At 43.1% G+C, this 17226-nt stretch carries 31 protein-coding genes; all 31 read right to left on the bottom strand.

Annotated elements, in window-relative coordinates:
* Nucleotides 1-55 precede the first annotated feature (55 nt).
* Nucleotides 56-580 (bottom strand): 50S ribosomal protein L17, encoded by a 525-nt coding sequence (rplQ, locus tag FOA19_RS17800; RefSeq protein ID WP_149092199.1) that lies wholly within the window; start codon nt 578-580, stop codon nt 56-58.
* 66 nt (nt 581-646) lie between these two features.
* Nucleotides 647-1636 carry a DNA-directed RNA polymerase subunit alpha gene (locus tag FOA19_RS17795; RefSeq protein WP_123127708.1) on the bottom strand — a complete coding sequence of 330 codons (990 nt, stop codon included), beginning with the start codon at nt 1634-1636 and terminating at the stop codon, nt 647-649.
* A gap of 38 nt (nt 1637-1674) precedes the next feature.
* Nucleotides 1675-2280 (bottom strand): 30S ribosomal protein S4, encoded by a 606-nt coding sequence (rpsD, locus tag FOA19_RS17790; RefSeq protein ID WP_149092198.1) that lies wholly within the window; start codon nt 2278-2280, stop codon nt 1675-1677.
* A 21-nt stretch (nt 2281-2301) separates the two neighbouring features.
* Nucleotides 2302-2694 carry a 30S ribosomal protein S11 gene (rpsK, locus tag FOA19_RS17785; RefSeq protein WP_048919323.1) on the bottom strand — a complete coding sequence of 131 codons (393 nt, stop codon included), beginning with the start codon at nt 2692-2694 and terminating at the stop codon, nt 2302-2304.
* Nucleotides 2695-2704: 10 nt separating this feature from the next.
* Complete coding sequence (rpsM, locus tag FOA19_RS17780; protein ID WP_149092197.1) at nt 2705-3082, bottom strand: 30S ribosomal protein S13; 378 nt, start codon at nt 3080-3082, stop codon at nt 2705-2707.
* Nucleotides 3083-3091: 9 nt separating this feature from the next.
* Nucleotides 3092-3208, bottom strand: coding sequence for a type B 50S ribosomal protein L36 (ykgO, locus tag FOA19_RS17775; RefSeq protein WP_071885446.1), 117 nt, complete (start codon nt 3206-3208; stop codon nt 3092-3094).
* A 4-nt stretch (nt 3209-3212) separates the two neighbouring features.
* Nucleotides 3213-3431, bottom strand: a complete 219-nt coding sequence (gene infA, locus FOA19_RS17770) for a translation initiation factor IF-1 (RefSeq protein ID WP_048919321.1) — start codon at nt 3429-3431, stop codon at nt 3213-3215.
* A gap of 3 nt (nt 3432-3434) precedes the next feature.
* Nucleotides 3435-4205 (bottom strand): type I methionyl aminopeptidase, encoded by a 771-nt coding sequence (gene map, locus FOA19_RS17765; RefSeq protein ID WP_149092196.1) that lies wholly within the window; start codon nt 4203-4205, stop codon nt 3435-3437.
* Nucleotides 4206-4208: 3 nt separating this feature from the next.
* Nucleotides 4209-5534 (bottom strand): preprotein translocase subunit SecY, encoded by a 1326-nt coding sequence (gene secY, locus FOA19_RS17760; protein WP_149092195.1) that lies wholly within the window; start codon nt 5532-5534, stop codon nt 4209-4211.
* A 3-nt stretch (nt 5535-5537) separates the two neighbouring features.
* The gene (gene rplO / locus FOA19_RS17755) at nt 5538-5984 is read right to left on the bottom strand and encodes a 50S ribosomal protein L15 (protein ID WP_149092194.1); all 447 of its coding nucleotides are present in this window, start codon (nt 5982-5984) and stop codon (nt 5538-5540) included.
* 2 nt (nt 5985-5986) lie between these two features.
* Nucleotides 5987-6166: a 50S ribosomal protein L30 gene (rpmD, locus tag FOA19_RS17750; RefSeq protein ID WP_149092193.1), complete on the bottom strand. Its 180-nt coding sequence runs from the start codon at nt 6164-6166 to the stop codon at nt 5987-5989.
* 2 nt (nt 6167-6168) lie between these two features.
* Nucleotides 6169-6687, bottom strand: coding sequence for a 30S ribosomal protein S5 (rpsE, locus tag FOA19_RS17745; protein WP_149092192.1), 519 nt, complete (start codon nt 6685-6687; stop codon nt 6169-6171).
* A 4-nt stretch (nt 6688-6691) separates the two neighbouring features.
* Nucleotides 6692-7045 (bottom strand): 50S ribosomal protein L18, encoded by a 354-nt coding sequence (rplR, locus tag FOA19_RS17740; RefSeq protein WP_149092191.1) that lies wholly within the window; start codon nt 7043-7045, stop codon nt 6692-6694.
* A gap of 8 nt (nt 7046-7053) precedes the next feature.
* Entirely contained in the window at nt 7054-7608 is a 555-nt protein-coding gene (gene rplF / locus FOA19_RS17735; protein WP_149092190.1) for a 50S ribosomal protein L6, read from the bottom strand.
* Between the two features lie 10 nt (nt 7609-7618).
* On the bottom strand, nt 7619-8017 hold the full coding sequence (gene rpsH, locus FOA19_RS17730; RefSeq protein WP_123127719.1) for a 30S ribosomal protein S8: 399 nt from the start codon (nt 8015-8017) through the stop codon (nt 7619-7621).
* 86 nt (nt 8018-8103) lie between these two features.
* Nucleotides 8104-8373, bottom strand: coding sequence for a 30S ribosomal protein S14 (gene rpsN, locus FOA19_RS17725; RefSeq protein WP_149092189.1), 270 nt, complete (start codon nt 8371-8373; stop codon nt 8104-8106).
* 4 nt (nt 8374-8377) lie between these two features.
* Nucleotides 8378-8929, bottom strand: a complete 552-nt coding sequence (gene rplE / locus FOA19_RS17720) for a 50S ribosomal protein L5 (protein WP_149092188.1) — start codon at nt 8927-8929, stop codon at nt 8378-8380.
* A 1-nt stretch (nt 8930) separates the two neighbouring features.
* Nucleotides 8931-9254, bottom strand: a complete 324-nt coding sequence (gene rplX, locus FOA19_RS17715) for a 50S ribosomal protein L24 (protein ID WP_149092187.1) — start codon at nt 9252-9254, stop codon at nt 8931-8933.
* 20 nt (nt 9255-9274) lie between these two features.
* Nucleotides 9275-9643 (bottom strand): 50S ribosomal protein L14, encoded by a 369-nt coding sequence (rplN, locus tag FOA19_RS17710; protein WP_062543988.1) that lies wholly within the window; start codon nt 9641-9643, stop codon nt 9275-9277.
* 1 nt (nt 9644) lies between these two features.
* Nucleotides 9645-9902, bottom strand: a complete 258-nt coding sequence (rpsQ, locus tag FOA19_RS17705) for a 30S ribosomal protein S17 (RefSeq protein ID WP_149092186.1) — start codon at nt 9900-9902, stop codon at nt 9645-9647.
* Nucleotides 9903-9913: 11 nt separating this feature from the next.
* On the bottom strand, nt 9914-10108 hold the full coding sequence (rpmC, locus tag FOA19_RS17700; protein WP_062543986.1) for a 50S ribosomal protein L29: 195 nt from the start codon (nt 10106-10108) through the stop codon (nt 9914-9916).
* Between the two features lie 2 nt (nt 10109-10110).
* Nucleotides 10111-10533 carry a 50S ribosomal protein L16 gene (gene rplP, locus FOA19_RS17695; RefSeq protein WP_062543985.1) on the bottom strand — a complete coding sequence of 141 codons (423 nt, stop codon included), beginning with the start codon at nt 10531-10533 and terminating at the stop codon, nt 10111-10113.
* Between the two features lie 26 nt (nt 10534-10559).
* Nucleotides 10560-11360, bottom strand: coding sequence for a 30S ribosomal protein S3 (gene rpsC, locus FOA19_RS17690; RefSeq protein ID WP_149092185.1), 801 nt, complete (start codon nt 11358-11360; stop codon nt 10560-10562).
* Between the two features lie 5 nt (nt 11361-11365).
* The gene (rplV, locus tag FOA19_RS17685; protein ID WP_149092184.1) at nt 11366-11752 is read right to left on the bottom strand and encodes a 50S ribosomal protein L22; all 387 of its coding nucleotides are present in this window, start codon (nt 11750-11752) and stop codon (nt 11366-11368) included.
* Nucleotides 11752-12030, bottom strand: a complete 279-nt coding sequence (gene rpsS, locus FOA19_RS17680; protein ID WP_048919303.1) for a 30S ribosomal protein S19 — start codon at nt 12028-12030, stop codon at nt 11752-11754. The genes rplV and rpsS overlap by 1 nt, the downstream gene beginning before the upstream one ends.
* Before the next feature lie 3 nt (nt 12031-12033).
* Nucleotides 12034-12858, bottom strand: a complete 825-nt coding sequence (rplB, locus tag FOA19_RS17675) for a 50S ribosomal protein L2 (protein WP_149092183.1) — start codon at nt 12856-12858, stop codon at nt 12034-12036.
* Nucleotides 12859-12870: 12 nt separating this feature from the next.
* Nucleotides 12871-13158, bottom strand: coding sequence for a 50S ribosomal protein L23 (gene rplW / locus FOA19_RS17670; RefSeq protein WP_123127728.1), 288 nt, complete (start codon nt 13156-13158; stop codon nt 12871-12873).
* Nucleotides 13158-13790 carry a 50S ribosomal protein L4 gene (rplD, locus tag FOA19_RS17665; protein WP_123127729.1) on the bottom strand — a complete coding sequence of 211 codons (633 nt, stop codon included), beginning with the start codon at nt 13788-13790 and terminating at the stop codon, nt 13158-13160. Before rplD ends, rplW begins: the two co-directional genes overlap by 1 nt.
* Nucleotide 13791: 1 nt before the next feature.
* Nucleotides 13792-14412 (bottom strand): 50S ribosomal protein L3, encoded by a 621-nt coding sequence (gene rplC / locus FOA19_RS17660; RefSeq protein WP_149092182.1) that lies wholly within the window; start codon nt 14410-14412, stop codon nt 13792-13794.
* Nucleotides 14413-14809: 397 nt separating this feature from the next.
* Nucleotides 14810-15115 carry a 30S ribosomal protein S10 gene (gene rpsJ, locus FOA19_RS17655; RefSeq protein WP_048919298.1) on the bottom strand — a complete coding sequence of 102 codons (306 nt, stop codon included), beginning with the start codon at nt 15113-15115 and terminating at the stop codon, nt 14810-14812.
* Nucleotides 15116-15125: 10 nt separating this feature from the next.
* On the bottom strand, nt 15126-17225 hold the full coding sequence (gene fusA, locus FOA19_RS17650; protein WP_149092181.1) for an elongation factor G: 2100 nt from the start codon (nt 17223-17225) through the stop codon (nt 15126-15128).
* Nucleotide 17226: the final 1 nt, after the last annotated feature.

Genomic DNA, 17226 nt, shown 5'->3' with positions numbered 1-17226 from the left:
TAAAAAAGGGATACGAGTAATCTCGTATCCCTTTTCAATAATTATTGCATACTTATTATTCTGCGGCTGGAGTTTCAGCTGAATCAGTAGCAGCAGCATCTCCTGAAGTGGCAGCTGGTGCATCAGTAGAACCCTGCGCATCAGTTGTTTTCTTACCAGAAGAACGACGTCTTGTCTTAGGCTTAGCAGCTGCGGCAGTACCGGTTGTGGTCAGCATATCCTCGTTGTAGTCAACAAGTTCAATGATACACATTTCAGCGTTGTCACCCAAACGAGTACCAGTTTTCAAAATGCGGGTATAGCCACCTGGGCGATTCGCGATTTTGGCTGATACGCCATCAAAAAGTTCTTTAACAGACTCTTTGTTTTGCAAGTAAGAGAATACAGTACGACGTGAGTGTGTGGTATCGCTCTTTGATTTAGTTAATAGAGGCTCTACATATTTCCGCAGGGCTTTCGCTTTGGCCACCGTAGTGATTACGCGCTTATGCAGAATTAAAGATGAAGCCATGTTAGAAAGCATTGCAGCTCTGTGAGAAGCTGTTCTTCCTAAGTGGTTGTTTTTTTTACCGTGTCTCATTACATTGATTGTGCACGTGCATACCGTCGATCAACCTTTCGGGATCGGGAATTATGCCGTAGATTATTAATCCTCTTCTAATTTGTACTTGGCGATATCCATTCCGAAGGTCAGGCCTTTGTCAGAAACCAAGTTTTCCAACTCAGTCAAAGACTTCTTCCCAAAGTTACGGAATTTCATCATGTCTGAAAGATCCAATTGCACTAAGTCACCTAAAGTTCTGATGTCAGCTGCTTTCAAGCAGTTGTACGCCCGAACTGAAAGGTCCATATCGTGCAAAGGAGTCTTAAGGACTTTTCTCATGTGCAGCATTTCTTCATCAACGGCTTCTTCCTCTTCAGGCTTCACTGTCTCAAAAGTCATGGTGTTGTCAGAGAAAAGCATGAAATGCTGGATCAGGATATTGGCAGCACCTTTCAAAGCATCTTCCGGATGGATTGAACCATCGGTCGTGATCTCCAATAAGAGACGCTCATAGTCAGTCTTCTGCTCAACACGAGTGTTCTCAACACTGTACTTCACGTTCTTAACAGGCGTGAAGATAGCGTCAATCGCAATCTGGCCGAAAACCTGATCTGCTGGTCTATTCTCTTCTGCTGGCACGTAGCCTCTTCCCTTTTGAATAGTTAACTCAATCTCGAAAGAAGACTCAGGGTCCAAGTGGCAAATCACTAGATCAGGATTCAACACCTGGAATGAACCAGAGAATTTATTGATGTCACCGGCAGTGAAGGTATCTTGCTTGCTGATGCTAACGGTGATTTTATCATCAACCAGGTCACCAATTTTCTTGAACCGAACCATTTTCAGGTTCAGGATAATCTCAGAGACATCTTCAACCACACCTTCAATGGTAGAGAACTCATGGAGCACACTAGGAACCCGGATGCTGGAGATGGCATATCCCTCCAATGAGGAGAGAAGAATTCTTCTCAGCGCATTCCCAATGGTAACACCATAGCCCTTTTCTAGCGGCTTAAATTCAAACTGCCCGTTGAAATCGTCGGATTTCTCCATAACGACTTTCTCTGGCATTTGAAAGGCTAATATTGACATGATTGCTGGTTTAAGGTTGACACTTAAATTAGAACTGATTACTTAGAGTAAAGCTCGACGATCAGCTGCTCCTGAATTTTCTCAGGGATCTGATCACGCACTGGGTTGGAGATGAACTTACCAGCTAACTGGCTACCATCCCACTCTAACCAAGTGAAGGCACGAGCATTACGGCCAGCCAGGCTGGTAGTAATCGCTTCTAATGATTTTGATTTCTCGCGAACACTTACCACATCACCAGGACGCAGGGTGTAAGAAGCGATGTTTACCACGTGTCCGTTTACCTGGATGTGGTTGTGGTTCACCAATTGTCTGGCACCACGTCTTGTAGGAGCAATACCCAAACGGTACACCGTGTTGTCTAATCTTGCTTCTAACAAAGCAAGTAAGTTCTCACCAGTGATACCTTGTTTACGGGCAGCTTTGTCAAACAAGTTCTCAAACTGTTTCTCCAAAACACCATAGATGTATTTGGCTTTCTGCTTCTCCATTAACTGGATAGCGTACTCAGATTGTTTTTTTCTACGACCACGACCGTGCTGGCCTGGACCATACGCTTTCTTAGCTAAAGCTTTGCTTGGTCCAAAAATTGGTTCGTTGTATCTTCTAGAGATTTTACTCTTAGGGCCTGTGTATCTTGCCATTTCTAATACTAAATAATATCCTTAAACTCTTCTGCGCTTTGGAGGGCGACATCCGTTGTGAGGAAGTGGAGTCACATCTTTGATGGAAGTAACTTCAATACCTACGTTTTGCATAGTCCGGATAGCAGACTCACGTCCTGCTCCTGGGCCTTTTACAAAAACTTCAGCCTTTCTCATTCCAGCTTCGTAAGCTACTTTACCGCAGTCGGCAGCAGCCATTTGGGCAGCATAAGGAGTATTTTTCTTAGACCCTTTGAATCCCATTTTACCAGCAGAAGCCCAGGAAATCACCTGACCGTTGATGTTGGTAACAGAGATAATAATATTGTTGAAAGAAGCTTTGATGTGTACCTGACCAACAGGCTCCACCACAACAACGCGCTTCTTGGCTTTATCTTTTCTTTTCTGAGCCATTGTCGTTTATTTATTTAGATGCCTTCTTCTTGTTTGCAACAGTCTTACGTTTACCTTTTCTGGTTCTGGTGTTGTTTTTGGTTCTTTGACCTCTAACTGGTAAACCTTTTCTGTGACGAAGACCACGGTAAGAACCAATGTCCATCAAACGTTTGATGTGCAATTGAACTTCTGACCGAAGAACACCTTCAACTTTGTGCTCAGCAGCGATGATGCTACGGATTTCTCCGGCTTCATCCTCGCTCCAATCTTTCACCTTCTTGTCAAGATCCACCCCAGCCTTCACCAAAATAGACTGTGACAACTTGCGGCCAATACCGAAGATGTACGTCAAGGCAATTTCGCCTCTTTTGTTATCTGGAATATCAACTCCTGCTATTCTAGCCATGTTTTTAAATTAACCTTGTCTTTGTTTATAACGTGGATTCTTCTTGTTGATCACGTAAAGCTTGCCTTTACGTCTGATCACTTTGCAGTCTTCACTGCGCTTCTTAACTGACGCTTTAACTTTCATCTGTTTATTTGTATCTGTAAACTATTCTGCCTTTACTAAGGTCGTAAGGAGACATTTCCAATTTTACTCTATCGCCGGGAAGAATCTTGATGTAGTGCATCCGCATCTTTCCGGAAATGTGAGCAATAACTTGATGGCCATTTTCTAATTCTACCCGAAACATTGCATTGGATAGTGCCTCAATGATGGTACCGTCTTGTTCGATGGAAGACTGTTTAGCCATGTATTAGTTCAGTGCTTTATCTATGTAATCAAAAGTAGTTAAAATCTCCGCTTTGCCCTTTCTTACTACAACAGTATGTTCAAAATGCGCAGAGGGTTTCTTGTCTCTGGTACGGATGGTCCAGCCATCGTTTTCTTGAACCACATGTCTTGAACCAAGGTTCACCATGGGTTCAATGGCTATTACCAGGCCTTCCTGCAGTTTCATGCCTTGACCTCTTTTCCCGTAATTAGGAACCTCAGGACCTTCATGTAAACTGCGACCAAGACCGTGGCCAACTAGTTCCCGTACCACGCCATAACCATATTGCTCTACATGAGACTGTATGGCAAAACCAATATCACCAATTCGGGAACCAACAACCGCCAAGTCAATGCCTTTGTACAAAGACTCTTTGGTGCGGCGAAGCAATTCAGTCACTTCCGGAGCTACTTCCCCTACAGCGTGGGTATAAGCACTGTCACTGTGGAAACCTTTAAAAAAAACTCCACAATCAATAGATACAACATCTCCTGATTGTAGAGCATACTTACTAGGTATACCATGAACAACTGCCGAGTTTAAGCTGATGCACAAGCTGTGCTTAAACCCGTTATACCCCTTAAAGGAAGGAGAACCTCCATTGTCTCTGATAAATTCCTCAGCGACAGAATCTAATTTTAAGGTAGTAACACCCTCAGCTACGTGCTTGGCGACTTCACCGTGCACTTGGCTGAGGATGTTAGCACTTTGTTTAATAAGCTCGATTTCTTCTTCGGTCTTATATACAATCATTCCTTAAGAAGCAACCGCTATATTTTTTGAACGTCCTCTGAGTTTACCAGATTTCATCATGCCATCATAATGACGCATTAACAAATAACTCTCAATTTGGTTCAAGGTGTCTAAAACTACACCTACCAAGATGATAAGAGAAGTACCTCCGAAGAAGGCAGCAAATTCTCTTGTGATCCCAAACAACATAGCAATAGAAGGCAGAATAGCGATAAGGGCTAGGAAGATGGCACCTGGCAAGGTAATTCTTGTTAGTACTTCATCAATGTATTCTGAAGTAGCAAGGCCTGGTTTAACCCCTGGCACAAAGCCACCGCTTCTCTTCAAGTCATCAGAAATCTGATTAGGATTCACACTGATGGCTGTATAGAAGAATGTAAATACGATGATCAGTACTGCGAAAGATAGGTTATACTGCCAAGAGGTATAATCTGAAAACACATTACCAATTTCATTGGCGATATCGCTTTCATTTCTCCAAAAGGAGGCAATCATACCTGGCAAGAACATTAAAGATTGCGCGAAGATAATAGGCATTACCCCTGCAGCATTCACCTTTAATGGTATAAACTGTCTTTGACCTGCTTGTAAGGAAGCTGAACCTCCTACTTGCTTGGCATATTGAACTGGAATTCTTCTGATGGCTTGTGTAAGCATAACTACACTCATCACCACGAAGAATAGAACAATCAATTCAATGATAAAGATAAGGGCACGTCCCAGTCCTAGAGCCAAGGCCTCTCCTACAAGAGCACCTGGTAGACGAGACACAATCCCGATCATGATCAGCATGGAAATGCCATTTCCAATGCCTTTGTCAGTGATTTTCTCACCTAACCACATACAGAACATGGTTCCAGCGGTAAGAATGATCATGGAAGAAATTGTAAAAAGAGGTCCAGCGACTGAAGGATCAATAGCTTCTGCGTTAATAGTAGCTAAAAACCCTACTGATTGGGCCAACGTGATTACGATAGTAAGCACCCTGGTGTACTGGTTGATCTTCTTACGACCAGATTCCCCTTCTTTTTGCAATTTCTGGAAATAAGGAACTGCAATGGTTAGAAGCTGTAAAACGATGGAAGCAGAAATATAAGGCATGATACCCAATGCAAAGATGGAAGCATTACCAAATGCTCCACCTAAAAAGGCATCTAACAAGCCTAAGATTCCTTGGGCGCCGCTTTTCAATTGAGTTGGATCAATTCCTGGCAACACCACATAGGAGCCTAATCTGAAAATTGCGATGAATCCTAAAGTATTTAGGATTCTAACTCGCAAATCTTCAATCGCAAAAATATTCTTAATCGTAGTAATCAGCTTCTTCATCTATTACAGAGTCACAACCTTGCCGCCTGCTTTTTCAATAGCTTCTACTGCACTCTGAGAGAACGCATGCGCGTGCACTTCAATAGCAGTAGTTATTTCGCCTCTTCCAAGAACTTTGATGTTATCATTCTTAGAAGCTAACCCGTTGTTACGGAAGGCAGCGAAGTCAATAACAGTAGATCCAGATTTAGAAGCTAAGTTTTGGAGAACATCAAGGTTAACAGCAGTGAACTCAACACGGTTGATGTTTTTGAAACCGAATTTAGGCACACGGCGTACTAAAGGCATCTGACCGCCTTCAAAACCTGCTTTAGATGAATATCCTGAGCGAGATTTTGCTCCTTTATGTCCACGGGTAGAGGTACCACCTCTACCAGAACCGGTACCGCGACCAATTCTCTTCCGGTTCTTGGTAGAACCTTCAGCAGGCTTTAAATTACTTAAGTTCATTCTTAAACCTCCTTAACCGATACTAAATGTTGGATGCTGTTAACCATACCTGCAATCTGAGGGGTTAACTCTTTCGTTACAGTCTTATTGATTTTGCCAAGACCAAGAGCCTTCATGGTTCTTTTTTGTCTTTCAGGACGGTCAATAATACTTTGGATCTGGGTGATTTCTACACTTGCCATAATTACCCGTTGAAAACACGTTGTAAACTGATTCCACGTTGCTGAGCAACAACCAAAGGATCACGCATTTTAGAAAGCGCATCAAAAGTTGCTTTTACCACGTTATGTGGGTTAGAAGAACCTTTTGACTTAGCTAATACGTCTCTGATTCCAGCACTGTCAAATACGGCACGCATTGCACCACCGGCAATAATACCGGTACCTGCTGCAGCTGGCTTGATCAATACGAAACCACCAGAGAATTTGCCTTCCATTGGATGGGGTACAGTGTGCTTGAACAAAGGAACACGAACCAAGTTTTTCTTGGCATCATCAATACCCTTTGCAATAGCATCGGTTACCTCGTTCGCCTTACCTAAGCCGTATCCAACAACACCATTACCGTCACCTACTACTACGATGGCAGAGAAACTGAATCTTCTACCACCTTTCACAACTTTAGCAACGCGGTTGATAGCTACTACGCGCTCTTTCAGCTCGATTTCGCTCGCTTTTATGCTTCTGATATTTAATTTAGACATGTTCTTAGAATTTTAGACCCGCTTCACGAGCCCCTTCTGCTAATGATTTAACACGACCATGGTACAGGTAACCACCTCTGTCGAAAACAACTTCAGTGATACCTTGCGCCAAAGCTTTAGCTGCAATGTCACGTCCAACCACAGAAGAAGATTCACTCTTGGTTGAAGCGGCAGCGCCTTCATTTACAGAAGATGAAGAACTTGCTAATGTAACACCATTCACATCATCAATCAGCTGCGCATAAATAAACTTATTGCTTCTGAAGACAGACAGACGGGGACGCTGAGCAGTTCCAGACACCTTGTTACGGATGCTGCGACGAATTCTCAGTCTTCTTTTTGCTTTATCGAATGCCATTTTCTTTCTTATTTAGAAGCAGTTTTACCAGCTTTTCTTCTAACAACCTCACCCACGAAACGAATACCTTTGCCTTTGTAAGGCTCAACTTTACGTAACGAGCGGATTTTGGCAGCTACCTGACCAATCAACTGCTTATCAATTCCTTCTAAGGTGATCACAGGAGCTTTACCTTTTTCAGTTACTGCTACTGCAGAAATCTCAGGAGGCAAACCAACGTAAATGTTATGTGAGTAACCTAAAGCAAGTTCCAAGTTCTGGCCTACAGTAGTGGCTTTGAAACCTACCCCTACCAATTCCAAAGAAAGCTTGTAGCCTGTGCTCACACCAACAACCATGTTATTGATGATAGAACGGTACAAACCATGAAGTGCTTTGTGTCTCTTTTGCTCTGTTGGACGTGTAACAGTAAGTACACCATCCTCAATAGCAACAGTTATGTCCGTATCAACTTGTGAAGAAAGAGTTCCTTTAGGCCCTTTCACTGTAACCAGATTATCCTGGTTAACCAACACCTCTACACCTTGTGGGAGTGTGATTGGCAGTTTTCCTATCCGCGACATTTCTTCCTGATTAATACACGTAACATAATACTTCACCACCTACATTAAGGCCTTTGGCCTCTTTGTCAGTGATAACACCTTTTGAGGTTGAAAGGATGGCAACGCCATACCCGTTCAACACACGTGGCATCTCATCTAGATGCACATACTTACGGAGTCCCGGCTTACTGACTCTCTCAAGTTTCACGATAGCAGACTGCTTGGTAGCTGGATCATACTTCAAGGCAATCTTGATTGAACCTTGAACTGAACTATCATCGAACTTGTAACTCTGAATATAACCTTTCTCGTAAAGAACCTTGGTTAATTCCTTTTTTATTTTGCTAGCCGGAATTTCAACTACACGGTGATTTGCCTTGATGGCATTCCGTAGTCTAGTTAAATAATCTGCTATCGGATCTGAATGCATTAGACTATAATTTTAGATTCCGCTCTTTTTAAGGAGCCGCAAAGATACTAATGTTTTCCTAACTATAATAATGATAGGAGTAATAATTACCAACTAGCCTTCGTTACTCCAGGAATCTTGCCGGCAGAAGCCATCTCTCTGAAGGTAACACGAGAGATGCCAAACTTACGCATATAGCCTCTTGGTCTTCCGGTTAATTTACATCTGTTGTGTAACCGTACTGGAGAAGCGTTTTTAGGCAACTTATCTAGAGCTTCATAATCGCCAGCAGCTTTTAACTGAGCTCTTTTAGCTGCAAACTTGGCAACTAGCTTTTGTCTCTTGAGCTCTCTTGCTTTCGCTGATTCTTTAGCCATTTCCTTATTTCTTTAATGATGCGAACGGTAAACCAAATCCTTTCAATAACTCCAGGCTTTCTTCATCTGTAGAAGCGGTAGTCACGAAGGTAATATCCATACCAGCAATAGACTTGATCTTGTCAATGCTGATTTCAGGGAAGATGATTTGCTCTTTAACCCCTAAGGTGTAGTTTCCGCGGCCGTCAAAACCTTTGTCGCTGATACCTTTGAAGTCACGTACCCTTGGAAGGGCGATCGTTACCAAACGGTCAAGGAACTCGTACATTTTCTCACCACGCAATGTCACACGGGCACCAATTGGCATACCTTCTCTCAACTTGAAGTTAGAGATAGAATTTTTAGCTTTGGTTTGAACCGCTTTCTGACCTGCAATGATGGTAAGTTCATCAACTCCAATGTCAACCAGTTTCTTATCTGCCACCGCATTACCAATACCTCTGTTAATAGAGATTTTGGTAATCTTAGGCACTTGCATTATGCTCTTGTATTGAAATTTCTCTTTCAATGCAGGCACAATCTCTTTTGAATACTTATCTTTTAGTCTAGCTGCCATGTTAGATTAAATTTCCAGATTTTTTGGAATAACGTTGAAGCTTTCCATCATCGTTAAGCTTCTTACCGGTTCTAGTGGCAACATTTGTAGCAGGCTCTACTAACTGCACATTGCTGGCATGAATAGGAGCTTCTAATTTCACAATACCACCGTTAGGGTTTTTAGCGCTTGGCTTTTGGTGCTTAGATACCAGGTTCAAACCTTCAACCACTACTTTTTGCTTATCAGTAAGCACAGAAGTAACTGTTCCTGTTTTGCCTTTATCATCACCAGCGATCACTTTTACAGTGTCGCCTTTCTTCACATGAAGTTTATGCTTTGACATCTTGTTTTCTCTTCTCGTGTTTAGATTACTTCAGGAGCCAAAGAAACAATTTTCATAAACTGTCTTTCACGTAACTCACGGGCAACTGGCCCAAAAATACGTGTACCACGTGGCTCATCGTTGTTGTTCAATAACACCGCAGCGTTATCATCAAAACGAATATAAGAACCGTCTTTACGACGAACTTCTTTCTTGGTGCGAACAATCACAGCTTTGTGAACAGTTCCTTTTTTTACGTTTCCTGAGGAAAGAGCAGATTTTACGGTAACAACAATTTTATCACCAACAGAGGCGTATTTTTTTCCAGTTCCACCCAATACACGGATGACTAGAACCTCTTTTGCTCCGCTGTTATCAGCAACAGTAAGTCTCGATTCTTGTTGTATCATTTTATTTAGCTCTTTCTACGATTTCAATTAAGCGCCAATTCTTGTTCTTGCTCAATGGTCTGGTTTCCATGATGCGTACTGTATCACCGATACCGCACTCGTTGTTCTCATCATGGGCCATGAACTTCTTGGACTTGGAAACAAATTTCCCATAGATTGGGTGTTTCACTTTGCTTTCTACAATAACAGTGATGGACTTATCCATCTTGTTACTTACCACGCGTCCAGTTTTTTCTTTTCTTAGATTTCTCGTCTCCATGGTTTTTTATCTTAGCCATTGAGTTCCAGAGAGCGCAGTTGCGTCTCCAGCCTGGCGATGGTTTTTCTTGTAAGCTTAATTCTTGATGGATTCTCAAGCGGAGAGATAGCATGAGCAAACTGCAAGTTCACCAGGTTGTTTCTCTCTGTTGTAAGTTGCTCTTTCACTTCATTGAGTGAAAGAGCTTTGATTTCAGATTGCTTCATGACTATTTCTCAACGTAATCTCTACGTACTACAAATTTAGTTCTCACTGGTAGCTTTTGAGCAGCCAGTCGTAAAGACTCTTGAGCTACTTCTAGCGACACTCCATCAGATTCAAACATGATGGTACCTGGTTTAACCACAGCTACCCAGTATTCTGGAGATCCTTTGCCCTTACCCATCCGAACCTCTGCAGGCTTCTTGGTGATAGGTTTGTCAGGGAAAATACGAATCCATACTTGGCCTTCCCGTTTCATGGCACGTGTCATAGCGATACGAGCAGCTTCAATTTGACGGGCTGTAATCCAAGAGGCTTCTAATGATTTGATGGCGAAAGAACCAAAGGAGATTGTGCTTCCTCTGTGCGCAAGACCGGTAACCCGGCCTTTTTGCATCTTTCTATATTTGGTCCGTTTTGGCTGTAACATTTCTTAAATTCCTAAAAATTGAACAACTACTTGCGCTTTGGTCTATTGTCACCACCACGCTTTTGGTTGGCATCTGCAGGACGCTTGTTGCGGTTGTTGTCTCTGCGATCGCCGCGGTCATTACCTCTCTCGCCTCTTTCGTTGCGAGGACCGGCAGATTGACCACCACTTTGTTGACCAGCGTTAGGAGATAAGTCACGCTTACCGAATACTTCTCCTTTGAAGATCCACACTTTGATACCCAGTTTACCGTACACGGTCTGGGCTTCTGATAAGGCATAGTCAATATCAGCACGCAAAGTATGCAAAGGAGTACGTCCTTCTTTGTAGTGCTCAGTACGGGCCATCTCGGCACCACCTAAACGACCAGATACTTGGATTTTGATACCTTCTGCACCTACTCTGATGGCAGAAGCAATTGCTTGTTTCATAGCTCTTCTGAAAGAGATACGCGCTTGCAATTGTTGGGCAACTGATTCACCTACCAATTTGGCATCCAGTTCAGGACGCTTAATTTCAAAGATGTTGATCTGAACATCTTTGCTGGTGATTTTCTTCAGCTCTTCTTTGATTTTATCAACCTCTTGACCACCTTTTCCAATTACCACACCTGGACGGGCAGTGTTGATGGTGATAGTGATTCTCTTAAGAGTTCTTTCGATGATGATTTTGGAAATACCTCCTTTTGGAATACGGGCAAGGATGTATTTACGGATCTTCTCGTCTTCGATCAGCTTATCAGCGAAATCCTTTCCTCCGAACCAATTAGAGTCCCAGCCTTTAACAATACCTAGTCTTAGGCCTACTGGATTAACTTTTTGTCCCATTTTAACTATTTGGCTTCGTTAGAGGTAGATGTTTCAACTGTCTCCACTTCCACTTTAGAATCAATCACAAGTGTTACGTGGTTAGATCTTTTTCTGATTCTGTGGCCACGACCCTGAGGAGCAGGACGCAGACGCTTCAGCATCTTTCCTTCATCTACTCTAATCTCTTTAATATATAGATTAGCATCTTCAATGCGGGCATCTTCGTTAGCTGCTTGCCAGTTAGATAAGGCAGACAAAAGAAGTTTCTCCAATTTAGGAGCGCCGGAATTAGCAGTGAATTTAAGTAAACCTAATGCTTGGGTAACTCTTTTACCACGGATTAAGTTCGCTACCAATCTCATCTTACGCGGTGAGCTTGGTACATTGTTTAATTTAGCTACCGCTTCCATTATCTTTTACCTTTATCTTTCTTAGCAATATGGCCTCTGAAGTTTCTGGTAGGAGCAAATTCACCTAATTTGTGACCCACCATGTTCTCCGTTACATACACCGGGATGAACTTATTACCGTTGTGTACTGCAAACGTATGGCCTACGAAATCTGGAGAGATCATAGAACGGCGTGACCAGGTCTTGATCACCGCTTTCTTTCCAGACTCATCCATTGTCTGCACTTTTCTATCGAGCCTGTAGTCAATATAAGGCCCTTTTTTTAATGATCTTGCCATTACTTATTTCTTCCTTCTATTAACAATCAGGTTCTCGGAGAATTTATTTTTGTTTCTGGTCTTCTTACCTTTAGCGTATAGACCTTTGCGTGATCTTGGGTGACCACCTGATGACTTACCTTCACCACCGCCCATTGGGTGATCTACAGGGTTCATGGCAACACCTCTCACTCTTGGTCTGATACCCATCCATCTGCTACGTCCGGCTTTACCAAGCTTCACGTTCATGTGGTCAGCGTTAGAAACGGTACCAACTGTAGCCATACAGTTAACCAGCACCATTCTCATTTCGCCGGAAGGTAATTTCAAGGTAGCGTAACGGCCTTCACGGGCAACAAGCTGTGCGTAAGAACCTGCACTTCTTGCCAAAACCGCTCCCTGGCCAGGAGCTAACTCAATGTTATGTACAATGGTACCTAGTGGAATGTCAGAAAGTGGTAACGCGTTACCTACCTCTGGCGCCACTCCAGGACCTGATACTACAGTAGCATCTACAGCCAAGCCTGCAGGAGCAATGATATAAGCTTTCTCACCATCTGCGTAGTACAGCAAGGCAATGCGTGCTGTTCTGTTTGGATCGTACTCAATTGCTTTTACCGTTGCTGGAACCCCATATTTGGTTCTTTTGAAATCGATGATACGGAATTTCTTTTTGTGACCGCCGCCAATGTAGCGCATGGTCATCTTTCCGTCGTCGTTGCGTCCACCAGATTTTTTCTTGGATGCCAACAAAGATTTCTCTGGCTCGCTCTTCGTGATTTCAGTGAAGGCAGGCGCTACTCTAAATCTTTGACCTGGTGTTGTCGGTCTTAGTTTTTTTAATGCCATTCTATTATTTGCTTATATTCCGCTATAGAAATCGATTACTTCCCCTGCTTTCAAAGTAACAATCGCCTTCTTAGAGGATACTGTACGTCCGGTTACAACACCAGACTTGGTGTTGCGAGACTTCAATTTACCTTGGGTTCTCATGGTAGAGATTTTCTCTACCGTTACACCGTAACGTGATTGGATCGCTTTCTTGATCTCAATCTTATTTGCTTTTCTATCAACCTCAAAAGCATATTTACCTACTTCGTTCAAAGCGGTAAGCTTCTCAGTCAATAATGGTCTTTTTAGGATACTCATTATTTCGATGTGTAAATTTCTTCAAAAACAGAAAGAGATTCCTCTAAACAAACTACTTTGTCTGCGTTCAACAAGTCATATGTTGTCAAAGCACCAGGAGTAGCTACTTTTACCTTTGAAAGGTTTCTGCTTGACAGAACCACATTGGTATCAGCTTCTTTGGTAACGATCAACGTTTTTCTTTCTCCCACTTTCAAACCTTGCAGGATAGCTGCAAACGTCTTTGTTTTTGGAGTATCAATGGTGATGTTATCCACTAACACCAAACGCTCATCTTTCGCCAATTGAGAAAGAGCAGAAAGTCTGGCTAAAGACTTCAACTTCTTGTTCAATTTGAAGCTATAGTTTCTTGGTTTAGGTCCGAATACACGACCACCGCCTACGAAAACTGGTGATTTCAAAGAGCCAGCTCTAGCTCCACCAGTACCCTTTTGACGTTTGATCTTTTTGGTTGAACCAGCTACTTCGGCACGCTCTTTTGATTTGTGAGTACCTTGACGTTGGTTAGCTAAGTACTGCTTAACATCCAGATACATGGCGTGTTCATTAGGCTCAACCCCAAACACAGATGCAGGAAGGGTTACTTTCCTTCCGGTATCTTCGCCTTTACTATTGAAAACTGATAGCTCCATCTTATTTCTCAACTACAATAAATGAATTTTTAGCGCCCGGGATAGATCCGCTAACTACTAGTAAATTTTGCTCAGGCAGGATGCGTAATACGCGCAGGTTTTGAACCTTCACGCGGTCGCCACCCATTCTACCGGCCATGCGCATTCCTTTGAATACACGTGATGGCCATGAGCAGGCTCCAATAGAACCGGGGTGTCTTGCTCTGTTGTGCTGACCGTGGGTCTGCCCGCCAACACCACTGAAGTTGTAGCGTTTCACTACCCCTTGGAAACCTTTACCTTTTGAAGTACCAACTACGTCAACGAATTCGTTTTCTTCAAAAAGGTTTACATCTACTGTATCTCCCAGGGAGAAAGAGGCAACATCGTCTAATCTAAACTCTACTAATTTCTTCTTAGCAGTGGTGTTAGCTTTCGCGAAGTGTCCGGCAAGCGCTTTGCTTACTCTTTTTACCTTCTTCTCTCCGTACCCAAGCTGAACGGCGGTGTAGCCGTCTGTTTCCTGCGTCTTAACCTGAGTTACTACGCATGGTCCTGCTTGAATCAAAGTACAGGCCACGCTCTTCCCTTCAGGAGTGAAGAGGCTTGTCATTCCGATTTTCTTACCGATAATTCCAGGCATTCTACTTTTTTATTTAAACAATTAAAATTAACATCCCGTAATAGGGTCTATTTTCGGGAGTGCAAAGTTCTATATTTAATTTTATTTTTACAAGCTATCCTAAATTATTTGTTTTCAGATACTAAGGTATTTCTCCTCTTAGTACTTTCCCTTAGGTTGCTCATAAGTAAGGGGTTAACTTTCCTTCTCCGCAAATGATTCCAGGCACATAGCCGTTTTGGGCCTTATTTCACAAAAACAGGCGCAAAACGCTCCTTCCCTCTCCTTGTTTTACTTCTTTTCTATCTGTTGTCCGTATCTGGAGCATTTTCCAGGAAATAAGTCTGAAACAGATTTGCCTTTGCGGCACAAAAAAAGGGAGAGGTTACCCTCTCCCTTTTATATTGAGTGTTGCTTATCAAACTTTGATTTCAACATCAACGCCACTTGGTAACTCAAGTTTCATCAATGCGTCTACCGTTTTAGAAGAAGTAGAATAGATATCTACTAATCTCTTATAGGTGCAAAGTTGGAATTGCTCTCTTGCTTTCTTGTTCACGTGCGGTGAACGAAGTACAGTGAAGATATCTTTTTCGGTTGGCAAAGGAATTGGGCCACTCACGATCGCACCAGTTGCTTTTACCGCTTTCACGATTTTCTCTGATGATTTATCAACCAGATTGTGATCGTAAGATTTCAGTTTGATTCTGATCTTTTGATTCATTCTATTTCAACTATTTCGAAGTCCCTTTAATTTTTGCCACAATGCCATCTGCCAAGTTCTGCGGTACTTGCTCATAATGAGAGAAAGTAAGAGAAGCAGTTGCTCTACCTGAAGTGATGGTACGGAGGTCTGTCACGTAACCAAACAGTTCTGATAAAGGAACATCGGCTTTCACTACGGTAGAGGTACCTTTAGTATCCATACCTTTCATGATACCCCTTCTTCTGTTCAAGTCACCAGTAACAGGACCAGTGTACTCATCAGGAGTTACCACGTCAACGGCCATGATTGGCTCAAGAAGTTTAGGAGCACATTGCTTTCCAGCTTCTTTGAAACCTGCACGGGCTGCTAATTCAAATGACAAGGCATCAGAGTCAACGTCGTGGAAAGATCCGTGGAACAAGCGAACTTTCATGGAGTCTACCGGGAAACCGGCCAGGATACCATTCTTCATTGCTTCTTCAAAACCTTTCTGAACAGGTGGAATGAATTCTCTTGGGATCACACCACCTACAATGGCGTTCTCAAACTCGAGACCTGTCTTACCGTCCTCACGTGGGCCCATTGTGAATACAATGTCTGCGAATTTACCGCGTCCACCAGACTGCTTCTTGTAAACCTCACGGTGTTCAATAGACTTGGTGATGGTTTCTTTGTAAGCAACCTGAGGCGCACCCTGGTTCAATTCAACCTTGAACTCACGCTTCATCCGGTCAATGATGATCTCAAGGTGAAGCTCGCCCATACCTCTTAAGATGGTTTGGCCGGTTTCTTCATCTGTGTTCACCTGCAAGGTTGGATCTTCTTCAATAAGTTTGGCGATAGCCATACCCATTTTGTCAGAGTCAGCCTGCGTTTTAGGCTCAATAGCGTAGCCAATTACTGGCTCTGGGAAGTCCATTGATTCCAGCACGATTTTCGCGTTCTGGTCGCAAAGGGTATCACCAGTTTTGATGTCTTTGAAGCCTACTACCGCCCCGATGTCACCAGCAGCCAATCTCTCGATTTGGTTCTGCTTGTTGGCGTGCATCTGGAAAATACGGGAGATACGCTCTTTGTTGTTAGAACGTGTGTTATACACGTAAGAACCAGACTCAAGCACACCTGAGTAAGCTCTCACGAAGCAAAGACGTCCTACGTAAGGGTCAGTAGCGATTTTGAAGGCAAGACCTGCAAAAGGATCGCTTTCGCTTGGCTTACGCACAACTTCTTCGCCTGTATCTGGGTTAGTACCAACAATGTTTTCCTTGTCCAGAGGTGATGGGATCAAAGCCATCACGTAGTCAAGCATGGTTTGTACACCTTTGTTTTTGAAAGAAGAACCGCAAAGCATTGGCACGATAGCCATGTCAATGGTTGCTTTACGGAGGGCGTTCATGATTTCATCTTCGGTGATGGTTTCAGGATCATCGAAGTATTTTTCCATCAGAGACTCATCGTAGTCAGCTACTGCTTCCAGTAATTTCTCCCGGTACTCAGTGGCTTCTTCTAGCATATCGTCTGGAATTGGAACTTCTCTAAAGGTCATCCCTTTGTCGTGCTCATTCCACTCAATACCTCTGAAGTTTACCAGGTCAACCACTCCTTTGAAGTCATCCTCAGCACCAATTGGTAACTGAAGCGCTACGGCGTTGCTGCCCAGCATTTCTTTTACTTGCTTACAAACCTGCAGGAAGTCTGCACCAGAACGGTCCATTTTGTTAACGAAACCAATACGGGCCACTTTGTAGTTGTCAGCAAGTCTCCAGTTAGTCTCAGACTGTGGTTCAACACCATCAACCGCACTAAACAAGAAAACCAGACCATCCAATACACGCAGGGAACGGTTCACCTCAACGGTGAAGTCAACGTGACCAGGGGTATCAATGATGTTGATGTGGTATTTGTCACCTCTGTAGTCCCAGTTTACAGTAGTAGCAGCAGAAGTAATGGTAATACCTCTTTCCTGCTCCTGCTCCATCCAGTCCATGGTGGCAGCTCCATCGTGTACCTCGCCTATCTTGTGGGAAACCCCGGCATAGTAAAGGATACGCTCTGTAGTTGTGGTCTTACCGGCATCAATGTGCGCGGCAATACCTATGTTTCTGGTAAATTTTAAGTCTCTAGCCATT

It is taken from the genome of Rufibacter hautae (genome assembly GCF_008271695.1).
Classification (GTDB): domain Bacteria; phylum Bacteroidota; class Bacteroidia; order Cytophagales; family Hymenobacteraceae; genus Nibribacter; species Nibribacter hautae.
Note: the sequence above shows the minus strand (reverse complement) of the source record. Positions and strands in the feature narration are given on the sequence as shown.